We start from the raw sequence: 21,028 nt of genomic DNA on the forward strand, positions 1-21,028 counted from the left end.
TCCGTCAGCGAGATGGACGCGGCGATGGAGGGCATCCGCAACGCGACCCACGAGGGGGCGGAGGGCAATACGCGCATCGCGGAGAAGGTCGTCGGCATGGCGGCGGAGTACGAGAACATCCTCATGAAGATCCGGAGCTTCAAGGAGGGAACGGCGCGCCTCAAAAACCTTGTGGCGGCGTTCAAAGAGTAAGTTTCGCAGCAAACAACAAAGAGTCCCGTGCGGCTCTTTGTTGTTTTTTTGACTTTTTTATAAAAACCTATTGACTTTTTGACTTAAAACCTTTACTATAGACAACGTAAGTTAGCACTCAGTAAATGAGAGTGCTAACACTAAAAAGATTGTTATGAAAACTAGGAGGCAGATACCATGATTAAGCCACTGGGCGAACGTGTTGTCATTGAAGTCGCGGAGAGCGATGTCACGACGGCGAGCGGCATTGTGCTCCCCGACACGGCGAAGGAAAAGCCGCAGAAGGGCAAGGTCGTTGCCGTTGGCACAGGCAAGCTGCTCGATAACGGACAGCGTGCAGAGATGGAGGTCAAGGTCGGCGACGGCGTTGTCTTCTCGAAGTACTCGGGCTCCGAGATCAAGGTGGACGACAAGGATTACCTCATCGTTCGTGAGAGCGATATTCTGGCGATTCTGTAATCGAGATAAATAGAACTTTGGAGGCAGTATAAATGGCAAAGCAGATTCTGTTTGACGAAGAGGCACGCCGCGCACTTGGCCGCGGTGTGGATGCACTTGCAAACGCAGTAAAGGTTACGCTCGGCCCCAAGGGACGCAACGTCGTCCTCGACAAGAAGTACGGTGCACCGACGATCACGAATGACGGTGTGACGATTGCACGCGACATCGAGCTCGAGGATCCGTTTGAGAACATGGGCGCACAGCTCGTGAAGGAAGTCGCGACGAAGACGAACGACATCGCGGGCGACGGCACGACGACGGCGACACTCCTCGCACAGGCGATGATTCAGGAAGGCATGCGCAACGTCGTTGCGGGCGCAAACCCGATGATCGTCAAGAAGGGCATCGAGACGGCTGTCAAGACGCTCGTCGAGGAGATCAAGAGCAAGGCGCAGAAGGTCGAGACGAAGGCGAAGATCGCACAGGTTGCGGCAATCTCCTCCGGCGACACCGAGGTCGGTGACCTCATCGCAGAGGCGATGGAGAAGGTTGGCAAGGACGGCGTCATTACGGTCGAGGAGTCCAAGTCCATGGACACGAACCTCTCGGTTGTCGAGGGCATGCAGTTCGATCGCGGCTACATCTCCCCGTACATGGTGACGGACACGGAGAAGATGGAAGCCGTCATGGACGATCCGTACGTACTCATCACGGATCGCAAGATCTCGTCCGTTGCTGACATCCTGCCCGTACTCGAGCAGGTCGTCAAGCAGGGCAAGCAGATCGTCATCATCGCTGAGGATCTCGACGGCGAGGCGCTTGCGACCATCGTTGTCAACAAGCTGCGCGGCACGTTCAAGGCACTCGCAGTCAAGGCGCCGGGCTTCGGCGACCGCCGTAAGGCAATGCTCGAGGACATTGCGATCCTCACGGGCGGCACGGTCATCAGTGAGGAGATCGGTCGCAAGCTCGACAGCGTGACGCTCGCCGATCTCGGCCGCGCACGTCAGGTGCGTTCCTCGAAGGAGGAGACGACGATTGTCGACGGTGCGGGCGACAAGAGCCAGATCGCGGCGCGCGTCGACCAGCTCAAGAAGCAGATCGCGGACACGACGTCCGACTTCGACCGTGAGAAGCTCCAGGAGCGCCTCGCAAAGCTCTCCGGCGGCGTGGCGGTCGTTGAGATCGGTGCAGCGACGGAAGTCGAGATGAAGGACAAGAAGTACCGTGTCGAGGATGCGCTCAACGCAACGCGCGCAGCCGTCGAGGAGGGCATTGTCGCCGGCGGCGGCACGACGTTCATCGACATCCTCCCCGCGCTCGACAAGATCGAGGCAGAGGGCGATGTGAAGGTCGGCGTTGAGATCGTCAAGCGCGCGATCGAGGCTCCTGTCCGCCAGATTGCGGAGAACGCAGGTCTCGAGGGCTCGGTTGTCGTTGACAGCGTGAAGAAGGCGGGCGACGGCGTTGGCTTCAATGCGCTTGAGAACACCTATGTCGATATGATCGGCGCGGGCATCGTGGATCCTGCGAAGGTCACGCGCTCCGCACTGCAGAACGCGGCGTCGATCGCAGCGATGGTGCTCACCACCGAGACGCTTGTCACCGACAAGCCGGAGCCGGAGGCTCCGATGCCGGCAGGTGCGCCTGGCATGGGCGGTATGGGCGGCATGATGTAAGCCCATTCGCTCTGCGGATCAAATCTAAATACGAAGAGGCATGTTTCTTTACAAATGGAAACGTGCCTCTTTTTGTTATGACATTCACGCAAAGCGATATTGTACGAATGGAAATGCGGTGTTATACTAGTTTTGGAAAAGATGAAGTCGATGTTTCGCCAAAGGGCGGGCGGAAGGAGTTTCGTATGCTGAATATGCACAAAAAGCTTGCAAAGCGCGAGGAAGAGGGCAAGATCATCCGCACGGGCATTGTGGGCGTAGGGCAGATGGGGCGCGGTCTGGTTGCGCAGATGGCACTCATGAAGGGCATCATGCCCGCCATTGTCGCAGATCATACCCTTGAAAAGGTGATAAAAGCGTTCCATAATGCTGGCATCAGCGACGAGAATATCGCCGTTGCAAAGACGCTCGAAGAGGCAAACCGCTTTATGGAGCAGGGAAAATATGTCGCAACGGAGAACGACATGTTCATTTCGCACGCGAATCTCGTCGAGGTCGCCATCGATGTGACGGGCGTGCCCGAAGTCGGCGTAAAGATTGCAATCGACGCGATGAACAACAAGAAGCACGTCGTCATGATGGATGTCGAGACGGATGTCGTCATCGGCAGCTACCTCAAGAAGCTCGGCGATAAGAACGGCGTGATCTATACGGGCTCTGCGGGCGACGAGCCGGGTGCGGTCATGGAGCTCTACTCCTTCGCACGCGCAATCGGGCTGGATGTCAGGGTCATCGGCAAGGGCAAGAACAACAAGATCGACTATGACTGCAATCCCGACACCGTGTATGAGGAGGCGATGCGCCGCAAGATGAACCCGCGCATGCTCACCTCGTTCAAGGACGGCACAAAGACCATGGTCGAGATGACGGCGATGTCGAACGCCACGGGCTTTGTCCCCGACGTGATCGGCGGGCATGGTGTCAGCGGATCGTCGGCGAATAGCTGTGCCGACCTCAACGCAGCATTTCGTCTCAAGGAGGATGGCGGTATTCTGAACCGTCACGGCGTTGTCGAGTATGTCAACGGCATTGCGCCGGGGGTCTTTATCACCGTTGCAAGTCCGAATGAGGATGCCGCGTATGTGATGGACTATCTCCAGATGGGGCACGGCCCCCTCTGGACGCTGTACCGCCCCTATCATCTCTGCAACCTTGAGACGCCGCTTAGCGTGGCGAAGATCGTCATCGACGGCGAGCCGACCATCATCCCATTGGACGGCCCCGTGAGCGAGTGCATCACCGTCGCAAAGCGTGACCTCAGGGCGGGCGAGAGCCTCGACGGCATCGGCGGCTACACCACCTATGCCTCGATTGCAACCGCAGAGGAGACGTACCGAAATCGCTACGTCGTCTACCCCCTCGTCAACAAGAACGCACGCATGAAATGCGATGTCAAGAAGGGCACCCTCCTCACCCTTGACATGGTCGACCTCGACACCTCGACCCAGCTCTATCAGGTGCGCAAGGAGCAGGACAAGATGTATAACAATGGTTATGCACTGAAGTAATTCGCCGCAGATCAAACGAAAACGCCCCGCGATATCGAATCACGGGGCGTTTTGTATTGGTGAATTATCCGATTTTTTCTAACAGCGCATCGTGCAGGGTTTTTGAGAAGTTAACTCCCTGTGCACGGGCGCGCTCGTTTAGCCACGCAGGGATTGTCAATGTCTTTTTGACCGAGCGGCTTCCCTTTGCGGGGGTGATGTCCGCACGGATCAGCGTAGGGTAGGAATGCTCTTTGACCGCGATGGACTGCATCGCACGCGGCGGCGGTAGTTTATCACCATGTGAGAGTGACTCCACCAGCTCGCAGGCAAGCGCTTCCGCCGCATTGGAAAGCAGCTCATCCATCGTATCGGCGAATGTCTGACAGCCCGGCAGATCAGGGAACTCCGCCCAGAGTCCGTCGGGATCTTCATGGATGACAGCGGGATATATATATTGCATGGAAGCCTCCAATCATTTCAGTCCCGTTCTCTTTAGGATTGCGCTCAGGAGTCCTGACGGGACATCTCTTCCGTGAATGGGAAAGGTCTCCGTCGCGCTGCCCTTGCGCAGCTTATGATGACTGCCGTTTATGTGAACGATCTGCCATCCATTTTGAAGGAGCAGCTTGAGCAGGTCTTTATCTCTCGTCGTGTGCCCCCTTCCATGCAATAATTATAACACGTATATACGTGCTGTTCAAATATATATTCAGGGACAAACTTTGTTTAGGCGTTTATATCGTAGTCTTTACTAATCGTGTAGGATATAGTATGATAATATTGGGAAATGACGGTGAACTTTTATCAGACGCCGTAGGAAACATGGGAGAGGGGGATGCCGCTGCGCCACATCCCGGCGCAGCGCATTTCCATGAGACAGGAGGATGCAGCATGAAGTTTTACTGTGAAATCACGAGTTGGGGCGATGAGTCTCTTCTTTTCCTCGACGACCCGGATGCGAACTTTGTCATTATCTTCAACAACAATGCGCCGGCAGAGCTTGCCTCGTTTTCCGTCCTGCATACGCCGGGGAACTACAACGCGGATCCCGTCGTCGGGGATACGATGATTGTCTGTGACAAGGCGTTTACGATTACAGCGATTGGCGACGAGGCGCTTCATACGCTGAAGGAGCTCGGTCACTGCACGCTCTCGTTCAAGGGAGGCGATGAGGCGGAGCGTCCCGGCTGCATCATGCTGCATGGGGATGTGCCGTTCACGAAGGACGATGTCAAGGTGGGCGCGACGATCGAGGTTTATTGACTCACTTTCATAGAGAGGGGCTGTCGCACGGGCAGCCTCTTTTATTGCGGGAGGTTTTCACCGTGTAAAATCTATGGTACAATGCAGATAATTTCATGTGAAATGGTGAGGTGCATATCTGCATGAACGATGAGAAAAATCTTGCGTGGCCGGTCTATCTCGTGCTGCTCGGCCTCATATCCTTTCAGATCCTCTTTGGGATCAGCGGGACGGCGCTGCTCGACCCCGATGAGCCGGTCTACGCGGAGACGGCAAAGGAGATGATCCGCTTCGGCGACTATCTCTCGCCGCGCATCTACAATGAGTTCTGGTATGACAAGCCGCCGATCTTCTACTGGCTCGTCGTGGCGTCGCTGAAGATCTTCGGCGGATTCAGCGAGCTTGCGGCGCGCATCCCCGCCGCACTTATGGCGATTGGCTCCATCCTCATGACGGCGCTCGCATCGGCACGGATCTTCGGTGCACGCACGGGCTTCTGGTCGGGGATCGTCATGGGGACGAGCATCATCCTCATGTATATGGGCAAGGCGTCCGTCACCGACAGCACGCTGCTCTTCTTTATGACGGCGGCGCTCTTTTCGTTCATGCACCGCCATTATTGGCTCATGTACCTTGCCTGCGGACTGGCGGTGATGACGAAGGGGCCCATTGGCGTGGTCTTCCCGGCGGGGATTGTGTTCTTCTATCTGCTCGTGACACGTCAGCTCGAGCAGCTCTTTCGCATACACGTCCTGCGCGGACTGCTGCTCGTCGTCGTCGTGGGACTGCCGTGGTATCTCTATATGTATGAGGTGCACGGCATGGCGTTCATCTATGAGTTCATCGGCTTCCACAATGTCAGCCGCTTCACTGCACCGCTCCATCCTGTGCGCGCGCACTGGTGGTTCTACCTGCCCGTTCTGATTCTCGGCTTCTTCCCGTGGACGGGGATTCTCGTGCAGTCGGTCAAGAATGCCTTCCGCAAGAGCTTCGGTGAGGAGGCACAGGCGCTTGCATTCTTCCAGGTCTGGTGGATCTTTGTCCTCGTGTTTTTCTCCATCGCGCAGACAAAGCAGGTCTCCTATATGCTGCTGCTGACCCCCGCGCTCTCCACCGTCATCGGCTGGAACCTCGCGCGCATGCTCGATGATTGGCGGCAGACGCATTTCGCATGGGCGGGCGGCAGTGCCGTCATGTTCCTCCTGCTCGGCCTCGGCTGGCTCATGAGCGGGGACAGCCTTGCGCCGCTCGCAGAGGGCGGCCTCTGGCTCGGAGCGATCACGCTCGTTCTCGGTGCTGCGATTGTCTACAGCATTACGGCATCGCGTAATCTTATCCTCGCGGCGTGGCTGCACGTCCTCGCTGGTGTGGTGACGATGGTCATTGCCTTTGGCTTTATGATGCCTGCGATCGAGGGGCATTTCAGCGTGAAGCAGGTCGCGCTCCGCTATGCGGCGAACTACCACGCAGCGGCCGAGGCGGAGGGGAGGGTTCTCTACATCGACAAGCAGCTACGCCCCGGCGTCATGCTCTACACGGATATCCCCGGCATCGAGGCGGACACGAACCACGCGGAGTCGCTTGCCGCCCTGCGCGCGGATGCGCGTCCGAAATACATCATCATGCGCGACTCCATGTACCGCAAGATGATGAAAGACCTCGGCGCGGAGAAATGGCAGCTTGTCGAGGAACGCGACGGTCTCTGTATCTTTAAGGATGATAAAGAATGAGCGCACCTGTCCTCTATCTCGTCGTGCCTTGCTACAACGAGCAGGAAGTGCTGGACGATACGGCAAGGAAACTGGAAGCGAAGCTAGCGCAGCTGATCGATGGCGACAGGGTCAGCGAGAAGAGCCGCGTTGCCTTCGTCAACGACGGCAGCCGTGACAATACGTGGGAGCTGATCCGTCGGTGCACGGAGCGCAGCCCGCTCTTTTCGGGCATCAATCTCGCGCACAACGAGGGGCATCAGAATGCCCTGCTCGCGGGACTGATGACCGTGCTGCCGCATGCGGATGTGACCATCAGCATGGATGCCGACCTGCAGGACGATATCGACGCGGTTGATCTCATGCTCGAGAAACACGCTGCGGGGGCGAACATCGTCTACGGCGTGCGCGAGAACCGCGCCTCGGATACCTTTCTCAAGCGCTTTACGGCAGAAAGTTTCTACCGTGCCATGCGCGCACTCGGCGCGGATATCGTGTTCAATCACGCGGACTTCCGTCTGATGGATCGCCGAGCCCTTGCAGCGCTCGCGGAGTACCCCGAGGTCAACCTCTTCCTGCGCGGCATTGTGCCCATGATCGGCCTCTCGCACGAGATCGTCTACTACACGCGCAAACAGCGCCTCGCGGGTGAATCGAAATATCCGTGGCGGCGCATGGCGTCGTTCGCGTGGGAGGGCGTGACCTCGCTCTCGGCACGCCCCATCCGCATGATTTCTCAGATGGGCATGTTTATCTCATTCATCAGCGGACTGATGCTCATCTGGTCGATCGTTCGACATTTTGTGGGGGAGACCATCGTCGGCTGGACGAGTCTCGTCGTCTCACTCTGGTTTCTGGGCGGCCTCATCCTCCTCTCCATCGGCGTGATCGGTGAATACGTCGCAAAGATCTACCTCGAGGTCAAGCGCCGCCCGCGCTACCTCGTGCAGGATTTCATCGACGGGAATGCAGCAGGAAAAAAATAATCCTCTTTTTGAAAATTTTTTTGGGAGAAAAGAAGGAGAATACAATTTTGTGGAGAATTATTATTCGTGAAAGACAGAATAGATAACGACTATGATGTTTTTCGCACTCCACATTTTGAAGAAGCGTATGACGACGTGAATTCAATCGCTTTCTTCCAATTACTTTGCTGTGTATTTTGACTGGGAAGCAAATGCTTCCGCAATAGGAGGGTTATTTATGTCAGTATTTTATCTTGCAGGCAAGAAACATATCGTCGAGGTCTATGGCGACGAGGAACTCGATCTCGCATGCTGTGGCAATCCGCTGAAGGCGATTGTGCCGAACTCGGTGGATGCGGCGAAGGAGAAGCACGTTCCCGTGGCGACCTATGATGCGGCGAAGAACGAGGTGCATGTGACGGTTGGTTCCGTTGCGCATCCGATGACCGCGGAGCATCTGATCGAGTGCATCATCCTCGTGACGAAGAAGGGCGTACAGCGCGTCGATCTCACGGCAGCGGACGCACCCGAGGTGACGTTCCGTCTGATGGACGGCGATGCCCCCGTGCGCGTGATCGAACACTGCAACCTGCATGGACTCTGGCAGACAGAGTTCTAATCGAATCTGCATAGAGAGAAAGCTGCTGCGCGTTCGTGCGGCGGCTTTTTTTCGAGCCCCACCTGATACACTGAAAATTCTATCGTATTTCCAATCTTTAGCATGTATAATGACTTTCATTCAGGGAGAAATTGTATAGGTGTAGGGGGCGATGGAATGCGATGGGCACGGGTGAGTGTCGTGACGACGCATGAGGGAGCGGATCTCATCGGGAATATCCTGATGGAACTGGGAGCCGCCGGAACGGAGATCGACGATCCGTCTCTTGTAAATGAGTACATAGACGCAGGGCTTTGGGACTATACCGATCTGCCGCGCGCCGAGGATACGGATACGGTGACAGTGCGCGCCTATCTGCCTGAGGATGCGCGGCTCGAGACGAGCCTCCTGACGCTTGCGGAGCGGATCGAGGGACTGCGTCGTGCGGATGCACCCATCGGCGTGGGCACGATCTCGCATACATTCGTCGCCGATGAGGACTGGGCGGAGACGTGGAAGGCGTACATTCACACGGAGAAGATCGGGCGGCGTATCGTCGTCCGTCCGACGTGGGAGGAATACACGCCGACGGGGGATGAGATCGTCATCGACCTCGATCCCGGCGTTGCGTTCGGTACGGGGGCACACGCGACGACCGCGATGTGTCTGCGCTGGTTGGAACATCTTGTCTGTCCGCAGATGCGCGTCTACGATGTGGGCTGCGGATCGGGGATCCTCGCCATCGCCGCATCGAAGCTCGGTGCGGGCGAAATCATTGCAATGGACTACGATCCCGTGGCGGTCTCGGTCGCGGAGGAGAATGTCCGCGCGAACAATGTCACGAATGTTGCCGTGTTTGAGAGCGACCTTCTCTCGATCTGTGCGGGGACGGAGCCTGCCGAACTCATTACGGCGAATATCATTGCGGACATCATCATTCGCCTGTTCGACCAGCTGGATGCGCATCTCGCACCGGGCGGGGTTCTCCTCGCCTCGGGCATCATCGACGACCGTATCGCGGACGTGGAACGTGCGGCGCGCGAGCATGGCTATACCGTACTCGATATGACCTGTGAAAAGGAATGGGCGGCGATGATCATTCGCCGCAGTGAGGAGTTGGGATTCTGATGCGGCGGCTGTTCTATGCGGGAGCTCTCGCAGAGGAAATTACGATCACGGGGGGCGACGCGCACCATCTTGCGCACGTCATGCGCGTGCAGATTGGGGACGAGATCACGGTTGTGGATGCGGCCGGCAGGGTCGCCCGTATGACGGTCTCTGCCGTTGTGCCTGATGCAGTGCGGCTTTCCCTCGCGGAATATCTGGAGCAGGAGGAGGATAATTCGCACGAGGTCATCCTCGTGCAGGCGCTCCTCAAGGGCGAGAAGATGGACTTCGTTGTGCAAAAGGCGGTGGAGCTGGGGGCGGCGGCGTTCTATCCCGTCATGACGGAGCACGTTGTCGTGCGCTATGACGCGAAGAAGGCGGCGGCAAAGGCTGCACGCTGGCAGAAGATCGCGGATGAGGCGGCAAAGCAGTGCGGGCGGCGGGCACTCATGCCTGTTGCGGAGGTTGCGCCGCTCTCCTCACTTTTGCAGAATGGCGAGCTGTTCGGTGCGCCCGATACGGCGGTTATCTTCTGCTACGAAGGGGAAGAGGAGCAGCCCATGCGGACGGCACTGCGTGCATGCACGGCACGCCGCATTGTGCTCATTGTTGGTCCCGAGGGCGGCTTCTCCCTTGGAGAGGCGGCAGCAGTCTGTGCGGCGGGCGCAGAACCGGTTTCTCTCGGGCGCCTCATCCTGCGCGCGGAGACAGCAGCGCTCGTGGCGCTTGCCGTGACACAGTATGAACTTGGCAATTTTGATATTTGAGGATTATTCAGAAAGGAAATTTATGAAGAAGAGATATACGGCGCTTTTTGCAGCGGTATTTGCACTCAGCATGATTGCGGGGTGCGGCGGCAATGACACTGCGGATCCGGGCACGACGGCAAGCGCACAGTCTGCCGCAGAACAGGGAAAGGGCGGCCTGCGCGGCGAGGCAGCCCCGAAATTCACACTCAAGAATCTCGCGGGCGAGGATGTTGCCGTTGAGGCGAAGGGGAAACCCTACATCATCAATTTCTGGGCGACGTGGTGCCCGCCCTGTCAGGCGGAGATCCCCGATCTTGCGGCGTTCTATGCGGCGCATAAGGACGCGGTTGACTTCTATGCCGTCAACCTGCAGGAGGATGCCGCGCCCGTGGAGAAGTTCATGGCGGAGCGCAAGGCGGATCTGCCCGTCGTCCTCGACACGAAGGGCTCGGCGGCAAATCTCTACGGCGTGCGTGCGATCCCGACTACGATTGTCGTTGACGCGGAGGGCAATGTCGCCTACCGCAAGACGGGCGGCGTGACGAAAGAGGAGCTCGAAGATGTCATTGGCAAGCTCTAAGCGCTCCGTGCGGGGAGGCTGCGGCACATGGAACTGACCCTGCTTGGCGGCGCGTTTCTCGCGGGCTTCCTCTCCTTCATCTCACCCTGTGTCCTGCCTCTCCTACCGACGTTCTCGCTCATCCTCGCGAAGAACAGTCAGCAGGACGGCGGCGAGGCGCGTCGGCTCTACGCGAATACGACGGCGTTCCTCGCAGGCTTTACCCTCGTCTTCGTCCTGCTCGGCGCAACGGCATCGCTCATCGGCGCGTGGCTTTTCTCCTACCAGGAGATCCTGCGGCAGGGCGCGGCCGTCCTCATCATCGCAATGGGGCTTTTCATGACGGGGTGGATCAAAATTCCTCTGCTCCTGCGTGAGTACCGCCCCTTCCAACGGCGCGGCTTCGGCGGCATCGGGGGCGCGTTCCTCCTCGGATGCGGCTTCACACTCGGCTGGACACCGTGCACGGGACCCATGCTTGCGACCATCCTCCTCTATGCGGGGGACACGGCGACCGCCTATCAAGGGGCACTCCTGCTCCTCGTCTACAGCCTCGGCTTCGCCGTTCCGTTCTTCCTGCTCGCCGTCATTTGGCGGCGGCACATCATGAAGCTGCGCGCGTTCTATCAGTATCTGCCGCGCATCCAGCAGGTTGCGGGCGTTGTGCTCGTCCTCCTCGGCGTCCTCCTCTGGTCGGACTCGCTGAGCTATCTCGTACGTATTTTGTCGTAAACGAAAAGAACGACCTCTCTGCATCCTTTCTTGATGCGGGGAGGTTGTTTTTGTCTGTATTGATTGAATTTTAGAATGCTGTGTGCTATGGTATAGAAGACTGGACAAGATTTTTTATTGTAACAGGAGAATGACGTGGGCGAACATCAAGAAGCAGATTTCTATGATATCAGCGTTTGTGTCCTCATCTACCGGCCGGATTATGAAAAGCTGTTTATCACATTGACATCGATCGTCAACCAAAAGGGCTGTCGTTATGAAATCCTGCTGGCAGATGACGGGTCAGAGGATTTTCGCCAACAGGAAATCGAGCAGTGGCTGCATGAGAAACATTTCACAGATTATACGATTGTGCGCAGCTCCATAAACAGGGGCATTGTTCATAATCAGATGAATGCCCTGCATGCAGCGCAAGGAAGGTATATCAAATGGATCTCTCCCGGAGACTATTTATACAATGAACATGTTTTGGCAGGGATGATTCATTTCATGGAGGCGGAGGGGTATCGGCTTGCCTTTGGGAGAGCCTGCTATTACAGAGAGGGGCAGAGCGGGTATGAGATATTGAATACAATGAACCCGCTGGATCTGCGTCCCTACCATGACCATGATATGCGCGCCATCTGGGAAGCCTATCTTCTCTATGGAGATTTTGCCTGCGGGGCTGCCTTCATCGCTGAGCGGCAGTTGCTCACATTCTATATCGAGGCCATTTTGGATGTCATCGTCTATGGAGAGGATGCCGTATACTCCTTGATGATTGCCGATGACATTCGAGTCGACTTTTGGGATGAGAACCTGATCTGGTATGAATACGGTACCGGGATATCTACAGGTGCAAAAGAATGGAGAGCGCGCGTTGGGCAGGACAATGCCATCTGTCTTGCCATTGTTGAGGAGAAATACCCGGAGCTGCGTGCCGAGAAAGAACGGCTGTGCCGTGTGCATGGTGTTCGTGACTTCAACGAAGTGCGGGAGATCTATGGCAGGCATGCCGTTCAAATACAGATGCAGCAGGGCGGCTATCTCAAAAACGTCGATCCCGCTGCGTTGGAACGTCTGGGCGGCAGAAAGGCCGTGTTCGTATAAATCGGAAAGGAAAACGGATAAGCACATGGAATATTATCACACAGGAAAATTTACCACACAGGAAATTGTATTCACAGCGCTGATGACGGCGCTCGTCTTCGTCGCGACCTATCTGCCGCATATCCCGATACCGCTCGGCTATGCACATCTCGGGGATGCGGTGATCTTTCTGCTCGCGCTGCTCGCACCGCGCCGCGCCGCGCTTTTTGCAGCGTGCATCGGCTCGGCGCTCGCCGACCTCCTCGGCGGCTTCGCGCTTTGGATCGTGCCGACGCTCGTCATCAAATTTGTAATGGCGGAGATCGTCTATCGCATGGCGCGCAGCGGTTCGCAGATCGGCGGGCGCACGCGCGTCGCCATCGCGCTTCTCCTCTCGAGCATCTGGATGGCGGCGGCGTATACGCTTGCGGGCGCAGTCCTCTACGCGAGTCTGCCCGCAGCGCTCGCCTCGTCCCCGGGGCTCCTCATGGAGGGGCTGGTCAACTCCATCCTTGCCCTTCTGCTTTTGCCCATGCTGCGGGAGCGCTTTCCGAAGTTTTGACGCATTCTTCTGCATTTTTTTTGTTACCCATCGTTTGTCCATATGAACGAGTATGATGGCGATAGGATGATGTTTCTCTCGTACACGAATGGAAGTGATGTAGATGCCCGCGATTCTTTTGACACCGCTCCTTATCCTGATAGGTTGGCTGCTCGACGCATTCGGCTTCACCGGGATTGTCGTCTGTGTTGCGATGCTTCTCGTCGTGCTTGGAACGATCGTCTTTCTTGATATTAAGAGCGACGATGCGCAGGAGCGCTATCGGAACAGCCGCGTGCAGTGAGCCGATGTAGAGAGTAGGGCTTTTGTTTTATTTTTAGGAGGTTATGATATGAGTACACATGATGAAATCAAAGCCGAAGAGATTGAAAATCTCGATATTGAGAAGTACAGGGACAAGTACTCCGAGGAGGGGCTTTGGGAGAAGATCCGCAAGAACATCGCGAAAATCGGCGTGAAGGTCATCTATCAGGCACTGCTCCTCTTCTACGTGGCGCAGTCGCCGAACTGTCCTGCGAAGATCAAGGCGGGGATCATCGGCGCGCTTGGCTATCTGATCTCGCCGCTCGATCTGATTCCGGACTTTATGCCGGGCATCGGCTTTGCCGACGATGCCGCGGCGATTGCGGCGGCTGTTGCACTTGCGCAGGTCTACATCAACGATGAGATTCGCGCGCAGGCACGTGCGAAGATCGTCGACCTGCTCGGAGAGGATGCGCTCGCACATATCGAGGATTGAAACATCACAAAAGAAAATGCTCGCTGCTTTACGGAGAACCGTAAGGCGGCGAGCATTTTTCATATATCAGAGATTCTCAAGAATCCGTATTTCATTCTGCATGATGTATTCATTGCGTGTGGGCGGGATACCGCTGATAATGCGGTCGTAGGCGAGCTGCATGGCGACCTGTCCCTGACGGCGCGGATGCTGATAGATGGCGGCGTTGATGATCCCCCGCTGCATGGCGCGCTGGATGGCGGGGATGATGTCGAAGGTGACGACGGTGATGTCGTCCGCGCGTTTTCGTTTGACAAGCGCTTGGCAGACGCCGTGTGCACCGCCGGAGGTAGCGATAAAGAAGGCGTTCATCGTGGGATGCGCGTCGATCATTTGAAGGGTTTCCTCGTAGGCATGGATGTCATCGTCGGAGTCCTTCATGACGGCGGCATTCTTTGCCGGCTACGGCGGCTCGGACAAGGCAACGTCAGGCGACGCGAAGGGCGTCAAGGTGGGCGTCTCGATGCCGACGAAGTCACTGCAGCGCTGGAATCAGGACGGCGCAAACATGGAGAAGAAGCTCCGTGAGAAGGGCTACGATGTCGATCTGCAGTTTGCGGAGAACAAGGTGGAGACGCAGGTCTCGCAGATCGAGAATATGATTACGAAGGGCTGCAAGGTGCTGGTCGTCGGCTCGATCGACGGCAGTGCACTCTCATCCGTACTGAACGAGGCGAAGAGTGCGGGTGTCGAGGTCATTGCCTACGACCGTCTCATCATGAACACGGATGCGGTCAGCTACTACGCGACGTTTGACAACTACCTCGTCGGTAAGATCCAGGGACAGTATATTGCTGATCGTCTTGGGCTTGCCGAGGGCAAGGGTCCCTTCAATATCGAGATTTCGACCGGTCCAATGGACGATAACAACGTGAACTTCTTCTTCGGCGGCGCAATGGATGTGCTGAAGCCCTACATCGATAAGGGACAGCTTGTCGTCCGCTTGGGACAGATGACGCGCGAGCAGTGTGCAACGCCGAACTGGGATGAGGCAAAGGCGCAGGAGCGCATGGACAACATCCTGACGACGTATTACACGGGTGCAAAGCTGGATGCGGTGCTCTGCTCGAACGACTCCGTTTCGCTTGGCGTGCAGTCGGCACTGAAATCCGCAGGATACAATACTGCGGATCGCCCAATGCCCGTCATTACGGGACAGGATGCGAATCTGCCGAACGTGAAGGCAATCGTCGCGGGTGAGCAATCGATGTCTGTGTTCAAGGATACGCGCGCGCTGGCGGATCAGGTCGTGAAGATGGTGGATGCAATCCTCGCCAAGCAGCAGCCCGAAGTCAACAATACGAAGGACTACAACAACGGCGTGAAGGTCGTGCCCTCGTACCTGCTCGAGCCGAAATTCGTGGACAAGTCCAACTACAAGCAGCTGCTCATCGACTCCGGTTACTACACTGAGGCGGAACTGCAGAAGTAAAAAATATATTGTGATGCTGCCCTCTGCCGCGCTACGGAACAATTTCCAAGGCTGCAGAGGGCTTCTTGTTAGGAGGGATGACATGGCGGACATCCTGCTCGAAATGCAGAATATCGAAAAGGTCTTTCCCGGTGGTGTGCGCGCACTCGACAAGGTGGATATCGTCGTGTGCGCGGGGGAGATCCACGCACTGGTCGGTGAGAACGGCGCGGGCAAATCCACGCTCATGAATGTCCTGAGCGGCGTATACCCCTACGGGACTTATGGCGGGAAGATCCTCTATGACGGGGAGGAGTGCAAATTTCATAATATCCGCGAAAGTGAGCGGGTCGGCATCGTTATCATTCATCCTGAACGAGGTCACGCGCGTGGCGGACAAGATCACGGTGATCCGCGACGGGCGCACAATCGAGACGCTCGAAAAGAATGTGGATGAGATCACGGAGGAGAGGATCATCCAAGGGATGGTTGGGCGTGCGATTACCGACCGCTATCCTGCGCGCGAAAATCAGAAGATCGGCGAGGTCTGCCTCGAGGTACGGGACTGGTGTGTGGAGTCGCCCTATATCGCAGGACGGCAGGTGGTCGATCATGTGAATCTGCGCCTGCGGCGCGGCAAGGTGGTCGGCATCGCGGGTCTGATGGGCGCGGGACGTACGGAGCTGGCGATGAGCATTTTCGGCAAATCCTACGGACGCAATATCACGGGAACGATTCTCAAGGACGGGAAGGAAATCCAAGTAAACAGCGTGGGCGAGGCGATTGCAAACGGCATCGCCTACGTCACGGAGGATCGCAAGGGGCAGGGGCTGATCCTCGGGCAGAGCATCCGCGAGAACATCAGTCTGCCGACGCTACGGCGTCTCTCCTCGCGCGGGGTGATCCGCACAGAGGAAGAGATCGGGATCGCCGAGGAGTATCTGAAGAAGCTGCGCATCAAAGCACCCGGCATCTATCAGGCGACACGCAACCTCTCGGGCGGCAATCAGCAGAAGGTCATGCTCGCGCGCTGGCTGTACGCCGATCCCGACGTACTCATCCTCGACGAGCCGACGCGCGGCATTGATGTGGGCGCAAAGTATGAGATCTACTGCGTGATTAACGAGCTGGCGGCGGCAGGGAAATGCGTCCTCGTCATTTCCTCGGAGCTGCCGGAGGTGCTCGGCATCAGCGACCGCATCTACGTCATGAACGAGGGGCGTTTCGTCGGAGAACTCCCCGCAGAGGAGGCGTCACAGGAAAGCATCATGCGCTTTATCATGCAGAGCAATACGCGCCGCAAGGCAGGTTGAAGGGCAGAGGAGGAAATAACTTGAGTGAGAAAAAAGAGACTGCTGCGGTCGGTCTGAACGCAGCTTCTATCTGGCAGACTGCTGTACACAAATACGCCATGTTCATCGCGCTGATTGCAATCGCCCTGTTCTTCCAGTGGTGTACGGACGGCGTGCTGCTCGCGCCGATGAACATCTCGAAGCTCATCATGCAGAACAGCTACATCCTCATCCTGCTCGGCTTCCTCGTCGCCCTCTACTCGTTCATCTGCAACCGTACGGTCTTCGGCCGGCACATCTACGCGGTTGGCGGCAACGAGCGCGCGGCGCAGCTCTCGGGCATCAAGACGCGCTGGGTGCGCTTCCTCGTCTTTGTCAACATGGGGCTGATGGCGGCGGTTGCGGGGCTGGTCTTCTCGGCGCGCCTCAATGCGGCGGCGCCGTCGGCGGGCATGATGTTCGAGCTGGACGCAATTGCTGCATGCTACATCGGCGGCGCATCCGCCTCGGGTGGCGTCGGTACGATCATCGGCGCCGTGGTCGGCGGTCTCGTCATGGGCGTGCTGAACAACGGCATGTCCATCATGGGCGTCGGCATCGATTGGCAGCAGGCGATCAAGGGCATGGTGCTCCTCGCCGCAGTCGCATTCGATATCTACAACCAGTCGACGAAATGATGGGGGAGGGGGATAAGATGCTCTATATCGGAATCGCTCTCGGGACATCTGCGTGCAAATTCCTGCTGATGGATGAAACGGGGGATATCAAGAATATCGTCTCACGTGACTACCCACTTTCCTTTCCAAAGCCGGGGTGGAGCGAGCAGGATCCCGCCGCATGGGTGCGGGCGGTGGAGGAGGGGATTCCCGCCCTGCTCGATGGATTTGATGTGGCGCAGGTCGCAGGGATCGGCGCGGGCGGTCAGATGCACGGGCTGGTTGTGCTCGATGCCGAGGAGCGTGTGATCCGTCCCGCAATTCTCTGGAACGACGGACGCACGGCAGAGGAGGTCGACGATCTCAACGGGACGGTCGGGTGGGAAAGACTGAGTGCGGCAACGGCAAATATCGCCTTTGCGGGATTCACCGCACCAAAGCTGCTCTGGATGAAGAAGCATGAGCCGCAGCTGTTCGCCCGTATTGCAAAGATCATGCTGCCAAAGGACTATATCAACTACGTACTCACGGGGGTGCACTGTACGGAGCCGTCGGATGCGGCGGGTACGCTGCTCTACGATGTGGAGCACGGCTGCTGGTCGGAGGAGATGCTGCGGATTGTCGGCGTGCGCGCGGAGCAGATGCCACGTCTCTTTGCTTCCTATGCGCCCGTCGGAACGGTTCTGCCGGAGATGGCGGAGCGGCTTGGAATCCGTCCGGATACCATCGTCGCGGCGGGCGCAGGGGACAACGCCGCCGCCGCCGTCGGGACGGGCACGGTGGGCGAGGGCGCGTGCAATATCTCCATCGGGACATCGGGGACGATCTTCATCACGAGCGAGAAATTCGGCGTAGACCCGCACAATGCGCTCCACGCCTTTGCTCATGCGGACGGGAACTATCATCTGATGGGCGTCATGCTGAGCGCCGCCTCCTGTAATCAGTGGCTCATGGACAAGGTACTCGGCGCAGAGGACTATGCGGCGGAACAGGAGGGGATCGCGGAGGAGCGTCTCGGACGCAATCCCGTGTTCTTCCTGCCCTATCTCATGGGCGAGCGCAGCCCGATCAACGATACGGATGCACGCGCGGCATTCATTGGGATGTCGCTCGATACGGAGCGGCGCGATCTCGTGCAGGCACTCTTTGAGGGCGTGGCGTTCGGCATGCGGGACAGCCTCGAGGTCGCGCGTCAGCTCGGCATACGGATCGAGCGGAGCAAGATCTGCGGCGGCGGAGCGAAGTCACCGCTCTGGCGTAAGATCTTTGCGAACGTGATGAATGTGAAGCTGGATATCCTCGCCTCGGAGCAGGGACCCGGCATGGGCGGCGCAATGCTCGCGATGGTTGCGTGCGGTGTCTATCCGAGCGTTGCGGATGCCGCTGCCGCGCTCGTGCGCGTGGTGGAGACGGTGGAGCCGGAGCCGGCGCTTGCGGCGCGCTATGAGGAGCGCTATCAAAAGTATCGCTTGCTCTATCCTGCGCTGAAGGCTGTATTTCCAAAACTGCACTGAGAATATATGAAGATGGCGGGAGTCCCATCGGGGATTCCCGCCATTTTTGGAAGGGGGAGAACAATGTCCGGTACACATGATTTTTCCTATGAGCAGCTGCGCGATCTGAATGTATTCCTCGTGCGCATGGAGGAGCGGACGATGCACCTCCATCACGATATGGAGATCGGGATCGTGCTCGAGGGGACGGCGCTCATTGAGGTGAGCGGGGGGCAGCAGCGTCTTTGGCGCGGCGACCTTTATCTTGTCAATCCCATGGAGCCGCATCGCTTCCTCTCGGGCGGCTGCGGAGACGGGCTGCTCCTCATCGCGCAGATCTCGCCGCAGCTTGTTGCGCGTATCTTTCCCGAGGCGACGAATCTGCGTTATGGGGGAGGGACATCCCTGCGCCCCGCGTTCCCACAGAGTTCGCAGCAGTATCAGCGCATGGCAGAGGTTCTGATGGATCTTGGAGGGGCGTTCTTTGCGCGCAGCATGGGCTATGAGTTCCGCTGCCTCGGCTGCATCGGCGAGCTCTACGCCCTGCTGCACACGCATCTGCCCGTCACCGTTCTGCGGCGTGAGGATGATCTGCCGCAGCGCGAGCGCGCCGATCGCCTGCTCTCCATCATCGAATACATTGAGGCCAACTATCAGCGCAAGCTGCTGCTTGGGGAGATCGCGCGGCGGGAGCATCTCTCGCTGACGTATCTGTCGCATTTCTTCAAGGACATGCTCGGGCTGTCGTTTCAGGAGTATCTGCGTGAGCGGCGCTTCGAGCACGCCTGTCATCTCGTGGAGACGACCGATCAGCGCATTCTTGAGATCAGCCTTGCGTGCGGGTTCTCGGATGTGCGGTATCTGACCAAACTTTTTGATACGCATTTCGGATGCACGCCGACGGAATACCGTCAAAAAAAACGGGTCTCTCGACGAACGAGACCCGTTTCCCTCGGCTGTATTCAGTCCTTCTTTTCGCGCGAGGACAGCGTGCGCCTGCTCCGCCTCCACCGCTCTCGTTGCGGGGAGTGGCAACGGGGGCGGATGGAGCGGCATTTCGGCGCGCTAGCAGCTGGAGGCGAAGAGTACGTTGTTCACAACGCCCTCTAGGTATTCCTGCTGCCCCGAACCGGGATCGGCAGGGGCTTTCAGCGCTGCGGCGTGTGCGGCACAGGACTCGAGCGTCGCCGTGCCCTCACGAATCTCCTTGCCGATGCCCGTCTCGTAGCTCGCATAGCGCTCCTTGACGAAGCTGTCGATGCGTCCGTCCTCGATGAGTGCAGCCGCCTTGATGAGGCCGAGCGCAAAGGTGTCCATGCCGACGATGAATGCCACGAACATATCCTCGGGCGTGTTGCTCGGACGGCGGTTCTTTGCATCGAAGTTGAGACCGCCGCGCAGACCGCCCGCCTTCAGGATCTCGTACATCGCCATCGTCGTGTCGTAGACATTGCTCGGGAACTGATCGGTGTCCCAGCCGAGCAGCAGGTCACCCTGATTCGCATCGACCGAGCCCATCATGTCGTTGACCGCCGAGACGCGCAGCTCGTGCTGGAAGGTGTGCCCCGCGAGCGTCGCGTGGTTCGCCTCGATGTTCATGCGGAAATCCTTGTCGAGTCCGTATTTGCGCAGGAAGCCGATGGCGGTCGCAGCATCGAAATCATACTGATGCTTCATCGGCTCTTTCGGTTTCGGCTCGATGTAGAAATCGCCCGTGAAGCCGATCTTGCGTCCGTAGTCGCGTGCCATGCGGAAGAGCTGCGCCACGTTGTCCTGCTCGAGTTTCATGTCCGTGTTCAGCAGCGTCTCGTAGCCCTCGCGGCCGCCCCAGAACACATAGCCCTGTGCACCGAGTTTGACGGCGAGCTCGATGCCCTTCTTCGCCTGCGCTGCGGCAAAACAGAAGACATCGGCGGAGTTGCTGCTGCCGGCACCGTTCATGAAACGCGGATTGCTGAACATATTTGCCGTCGTCCAGAGTGCCTTGATCCCCGTGCCCTTCGTCTGCTCGAGGAGATAGTCCGTGATCTCCTCAAGACGGCGATTCGTCTCGTTGATATCCACCGGATCCTCGGGAACGATGTCTGCATCGTGGAAACAATAGTATTTGATGCCGAGCTTCTGCATGAACTCGATGCCGGCATCAACCTTCGCCTTTGCGTGCTCCATCGTGCCCGGCTCGGCGTGGAATGTCTTGTCAGCCGTCCCTGCGCCGAACATATCGACACCCGTCGCGCAGAGGTTGTGCCACCATGCCATCGCAAAGCGCAGATTCTCTTCCATCTCTGTCTCTTATACCACTCTA

23 protein-coding genes and 2 pseudogenes are annotated in these 21,028 nt (G+C 57.8%); 21 read left to right on the top strand and 4 right to left on the bottom strand.

Features of this window, described 5'->3' with window-relative positions; translation table 11 throughout:
• The 4 genes and pseudogenes from AXF19_RS15320 to AXF19_RS07405 form a co-directional block, all read left to right on the top strand.
• A pseudogene (locus AXF19_RS15320) lies at window positions 1–192 on the top strand (methyl-accepting chemotaxis protein); the annotation flags it as partial.
• A 177-nt stretch (window positions 193–369) separates the two neighbouring features.
• Window positions 370–651 (top strand): co-chaperone GroES, encoded by a 282-nt coding sequence (groES, locus tag AXF19_RS07395; RefSeq protein ID WP_009441119.1) that lies wholly within the window; start codon window positions 370–372, stop codon window positions 649–651.
• A 32-nt stretch (window positions 652–683) separates the two neighbouring features.
• Window positions 684–2,312, top strand: a complete 1,629-nt coding sequence (gene groL / locus AXF19_RS07400) for a chaperonin GroEL (protein WP_066847046.1) — start codon at window positions 684–686, stop codon at window positions 2,310–2,312.
• Between the two features lie 185 nt (window positions 2,313–2,497).
• Window positions 2,498–3,820: an NAD(P)H-dependent oxidoreductase gene (locus tag AXF19_RS07405; protein ID WP_066847048.1), complete on the top strand. Its 1,323-nt coding sequence runs from the start codon at window positions 2,498–2,500 to the stop codon at window positions 3,818–3,820.
• A 64-nt stretch (window positions 3,821–3,884) separates the two neighbouring features.
• On the opposite strand, the gene AXF19_RS07410 is transcribed toward AXF19_RS07405, so the two are convergent.
• Together AXF19_RS07410 and AXF19_RS13830 are read right to left on the bottom strand one after the other, a co-directional pair.
• Window positions 3,885–4,262 carry a type II toxin-antitoxin system HicB family antitoxin gene (locus AXF19_RS07410; RefSeq protein ID WP_066847050.1) on the bottom strand — a complete coding sequence of 126 codons (378 nt, stop codon included), beginning with the start codon at window positions 4,260–4,262 and terminating at the stop codon, window positions 3,885–3,887.
• Window positions 4,263–4,274: 12 nt separating this feature from the next.
• Window positions 4,275–4,472, bottom strand: a complete 198-nt coding sequence (locus tag AXF19_RS13830) for a type II toxin-antitoxin system HicA family toxin (protein WP_084784792.1) — start codon at window positions 4,470–4,472, stop codon at window positions 4,275–4,277.
• 221 nt (window positions 4,473–4,693) lie between these two features.
• On the opposite strand from AXF19_RS13830, the gene AXF19_RS07415 reads away from it, so the two are divergent.
• The 12 genes from AXF19_RS07415 (at window position 4,694) to AXF19_RS07470 (ending at window position 13,832) form a co-directional block, all read left to right on the top strand.
• Complete coding sequence (locus AXF19_RS07415) at window positions 4,694–5,065, top strand: PTS glucitol/sorbitol transporter subunit IIA (RefSeq protein WP_066847052.1); 372 nt, start codon at window positions 4,694–4,696, stop codon at window positions 5,063–5,065.
• Window positions 5,066–5,187: 122 nt separating this feature from the next.
• The gene (locus AXF19_RS07420; protein ID WP_066847055.1) at window positions 5,188–6,774 is read left to right on the top strand and encodes an ArnT family glycosyltransferase; all 1,587 of its coding nucleotides are present in this window, start codon (window positions 5,188–5,190) and stop codon (window positions 6,772–6,774) included.
• Window positions 6,771–7,739 carry a glycosyltransferase family 2 protein gene (locus tag AXF19_RS07425; RefSeq protein WP_066847058.1) on the top strand — a complete coding sequence of 323 codons (969 nt, stop codon included), beginning with the start codon at window positions 6,771–6,773 and terminating at the stop codon, window positions 7,737–7,739. Before AXF19_RS07420 ends, AXF19_RS07425 begins: the two co-directional genes overlap by 4 nt.
• A gap of 217 nt (window positions 7,740–7,956) precedes the next feature.
• Window positions 7,957–8,337: a desulfoferrodoxin family protein gene (locus AXF19_RS07430; protein WP_066847061.1), complete on the top strand. Its 381-nt coding sequence runs from the start codon at window positions 7,957–7,959 to the stop codon at window positions 8,335–8,337.
• A gap of 156 nt (window positions 8,338–8,493) precedes the next feature.
• The gene (gene prmA, locus AXF19_RS07435; protein ID WP_066847064.1) at window positions 8,494–9,444 is read left to right on the top strand and encodes a 50S ribosomal protein L11 methyltransferase; all 951 of its coding nucleotides are present in this window, start codon (window positions 8,494–8,496) and stop codon (window positions 9,442–9,444) included.
• Window positions 9,444–10,190, top strand: a complete 747-nt coding sequence (locus AXF19_RS07440; protein WP_066847067.1) for a 16S rRNA (uracil(1498)-N(3))-methyltransferase — start codon at window positions 9,444–9,446, stop codon at window positions 10,188–10,190. Before prmA ends, AXF19_RS07440 begins: the two co-directional genes overlap by 1 nt.
• Window positions 10,191–10,212: 22 nt before the next feature.
• A complete protein-coding gene (locus AXF19_RS07445) occupies window positions 10,213–10,752 on the top strand; it encodes a TlpA family protein disulfide reductase (protein WP_066847070.1) in 540 nt (179 codons plus the stop codon).
• A 27-nt stretch (window positions 10,753–10,779) separates the two neighbouring features.
• On the top strand, window positions 10,780–11,463 hold the full coding sequence (locus AXF19_RS07450) for a cytochrome c biogenesis CcdA family protein (RefSeq protein WP_066847073.1): 684 nt from the start codon (window positions 10,780–10,782) through the stop codon (window positions 11,461–11,463).
• 135 nt (window positions 11,464–11,598) lie between these two features.
• Window positions 11,599–12,552, top strand: a complete 954-nt coding sequence (locus AXF19_RS07455; protein ID WP_066847076.1) for a glycosyltransferase — start codon at window positions 11,599–11,601, stop codon at window positions 12,550–12,552.
• Window positions 12,553–12,577: 25 nt separating this feature from the next.
• Entirely contained in the window at window positions 12,578–13,093 is a 516-nt protein-coding gene (locus AXF19_RS07460; protein WP_066847078.1) for an ECF transporter S component, read from the top strand.
• A 103-nt stretch (window positions 13,094–13,196) separates the two neighbouring features.
• A complete protein-coding gene (locus AXF19_RS07465; RefSeq protein ID WP_066847080.1) occupies window positions 13,197–13,376 on the top strand; it encodes a hypothetical protein in 180 nt (59 codons plus the stop codon).
• Window positions 13,377–13,424: 48 nt separating this feature from the next.
• Window positions 13,425–13,832, top strand: coding sequence for a YkvA family protein (locus tag AXF19_RS07470; protein ID WP_066847082.1), 408 nt, complete (start codon window positions 13,425–13,427; stop codon window positions 13,830–13,832).
• Between the two features lie 66 nt (window positions 13,833–13,898).
• Here the strand turns inward: AXF19_RS07470 and AXF19_RS07475 are convergent, their stop codons facing one another.
• Window positions 13,899–14,252 (bottom strand): sugar ABC transporter substrate-binding protein, encoded by a 354-nt coding sequence (locus AXF19_RS07475; protein ID WP_084784793.1) that lies wholly within the window; start codon window positions 14,250–14,252, stop codon window positions 13,899–13,901.
• Between AXF19_RS07475 and chvE the strand changes: the two genes are divergently transcribed.
• The 5 genes and pseudogenes from chvE to AXF19_RS07500 all read left to right on the top strand — a co-directional run bounded on the left by chvE (window position 14,251) and on the right by AXF19_RS07500 (window position 19,833).
• Window positions 14,251–15,303 carry a multiple monosaccharide ABC transporter substrate-binding protein gene (gene chvE / locus AXF19_RS07480; RefSeq protein ID WP_237141543.1) on the top strand — a complete coding sequence of 351 codons (1,053 nt, stop codon included), beginning with the start codon at window positions 14,251–14,253 and terminating at the stop codon, window positions 15,301–15,303. The two genes, AXF19_RS07475 and chvE, sit on opposite strands and share 2 nt — an antisense overlap.
• A gap of 82 nt (window positions 15,304–15,385) precedes the next feature.
• Window positions 15,386–16,595: pseudogene (locus tag AXF19_RS07485) on the top strand (ATP-binding cassette domain-containing protein).
• A 20-nt stretch (window positions 16,596–16,615) separates the two neighbouring features.
• Window positions 16,616–17,251 carry an ABC transporter permease subunit gene (locus AXF19_RS07490; RefSeq protein WP_066847088.1) on the top strand — a complete coding sequence of 212 codons (636 nt, stop codon included), beginning with the start codon at window positions 16,616–16,618 and terminating at the stop codon, window positions 17,249–17,251.
• Window positions 17,252–17,268: 17 nt separating this feature from the next.
• Complete coding sequence (gene xylB, locus AXF19_RS07495) at window positions 17,269–18,744, top strand: xylulokinase (RefSeq protein ID WP_066847091.1); 1,476 nt, start codon at window positions 17,269–17,271, stop codon at window positions 18,742–18,744.
• Window positions 18,745–18,807: 63 nt separating this feature from the next.
• On the top strand, window positions 18,808–19,833 hold the full coding sequence (locus AXF19_RS07500; protein ID WP_066847093.1) for an AraC family transcriptional regulator: 1,026 nt from the start codon (window positions 18,808–18,810) through the stop codon (window positions 19,831–19,833).
• Here AXF19_RS07500 and xylA read toward each other — a convergent pair.
• Entirely contained in the window at window positions 19,789–21,006 is a 1,218-nt protein-coding gene (gene xylA, locus AXF19_RS07505; protein ID WP_237141544.1) for a xylose isomerase, read from the bottom strand. The genes AXF19_RS07500 and xylA overlap by 45 nt on opposite strands.
• Window positions 21,007–21,028 lie beyond the last annotated feature (22 nt).

The organism is Selenomonas sp. oral taxon 126 (genome assembly GCF_001683335.1).
Classification (GTDB): Bacteria; Bacillota; Negativicutes; order Selenomonadales; family Selenomonadaceae; genus Centipeda.

What these genes read in the sequence shown, in the direction of transcription:
- AXF19_RS07425 (WP_066847058.1), top strand. Translation starts at nt 6,771, where the DNA reads ATGAGCGCACCTGTCCTCTATCTCGTCGTGCCTTGCTACAACGAGCAG.
- AXF19_RS07410 (WP_066847050.1), bottom strand. Translation starts at nt 4,262, where the DNA reads ATGCAATATATATATCCCGCTGTCATCCATGAAGATCCCGACGGACTC.
- prmA (WP_066847064.1), top strand. Translation starts at nt 8,494, where the DNA reads ATGCGATGGGCACGGGTGAGTGTCGTGACGACGCATGAGGGAGCGGAT.
- AXF19_RS07415 (WP_066847052.1), top strand. Translation starts at nt 4,694, where the DNA reads ATGAAGTTTTACTGTGAAATCACGAGTTGGGGCGATGAGTCTCTTCTT.
- AXF19_RS07430 (WP_066847061.1), top strand. Translation starts at nt 7,957, where the DNA reads ATGTCAGTATTTTATCTTGCAGGCAAGAAACATATCGTCGAGGTCTAT.
- AXF19_RS07470 (WP_066847082.1), top strand. Translation starts at nt 13,425, where the DNA reads ATGAGTACACATGATGAAATCAAAGCCGAAGAGATTGAAAATCTCGAT.
- AXF19_RS07405 (WP_066847048.1), top strand. Translation starts at nt 2,498, where the DNA reads ATGCTGAATATGCACAAAAAGCTTGCAAAGCGCGAGGAAGAGGGCAAG.
- groES (WP_009441119.1), top strand. Translation starts at nt 370, where the DNA reads ATGATTAAGCCACTGGGCGAACGTGTTGTCATTGAAGTCGCGGAGAGC.
- groL (WP_066847046.1), top strand. Translation starts at nt 684, where the DNA reads ATGGCAAAGCAGATTCTGTTTGACGAAGAGGCACGCCGCGCACTTGGC.
- xylA (WP_237141544.1), bottom strand. Translation starts at nt 21,006, where the DNA reads ATGGAAGAGAATCTGCGCTTTGCGATGGCATGGTGGCACAACCTCTGC.
- AXF19_RS07420 (WP_066847055.1), top strand. Translation starts at nt 5,188, where the DNA reads ATGAACGATGAGAAAAATCTTGCGTGGCCGGTCTATCTCGTGCTGCTC.
- AXF19_RS07500 (WP_066847093.1), top strand. Translation starts at nt 18,808, where the DNA reads ATGTCCGGTACACATGATTTTTCCTATGAGCAGCTGCGCGATCTGAAT.
- AXF19_RS07460 (WP_066847078.1), top strand. Translation starts at nt 12,578, where the DNA reads ATGGAATATTATCACACAGGAAAATTTACCACACAGGAAATTGTATTC.
- AXF19_RS07440 (WP_066847067.1), top strand. Translation starts at nt 9,444, where the DNA reads ATGCGGCGGCTGTTCTATGCGGGAGCTCTCGCAGAGGAAATTACGATC.
- AXF19_RS07445 (WP_066847070.1), top strand. Translation starts at nt 10,213, where the DNA reads ATGAAGAAGAGATATACGGCGCTTTTTGCAGCGGTATTTGCACTCAGC.
- AXF19_RS07475 (WP_084784793.1), bottom strand. Translation starts at nt 14,252, where the DNA reads ATGAAGGACTCCGACGATGACATCCATGCCTACGAGGAAACCCTTCAA.
- chvE (WP_237141543.1), top strand. Translation starts at nt 14,251, where the DNA reads ATGACGGCGGCATTCTTTGCCGGCTACGGCGGCTCGGACAAGGCAACG.
- AXF19_RS07465 (WP_066847080.1), top strand. Translation starts at nt 13,197, where the DNA reads ATGCCCGCGATTCTTTTGACACCGCTCCTTATCCTGATAGGTTGGCTG.
- AXF19_RS07450 (WP_066847073.1), top strand. Translation starts at nt 10,780, where the DNA reads ATGGAACTGACCCTGCTTGGCGGCGCGTTTCTCGCGGGCTTCCTCTCC.
- xylB (WP_066847091.1), top strand. Translation starts at nt 17,269, where the DNA reads ATGCTCTATATCGGAATCGCTCTCGGGACATCTGCGTGCAAATTCCTG.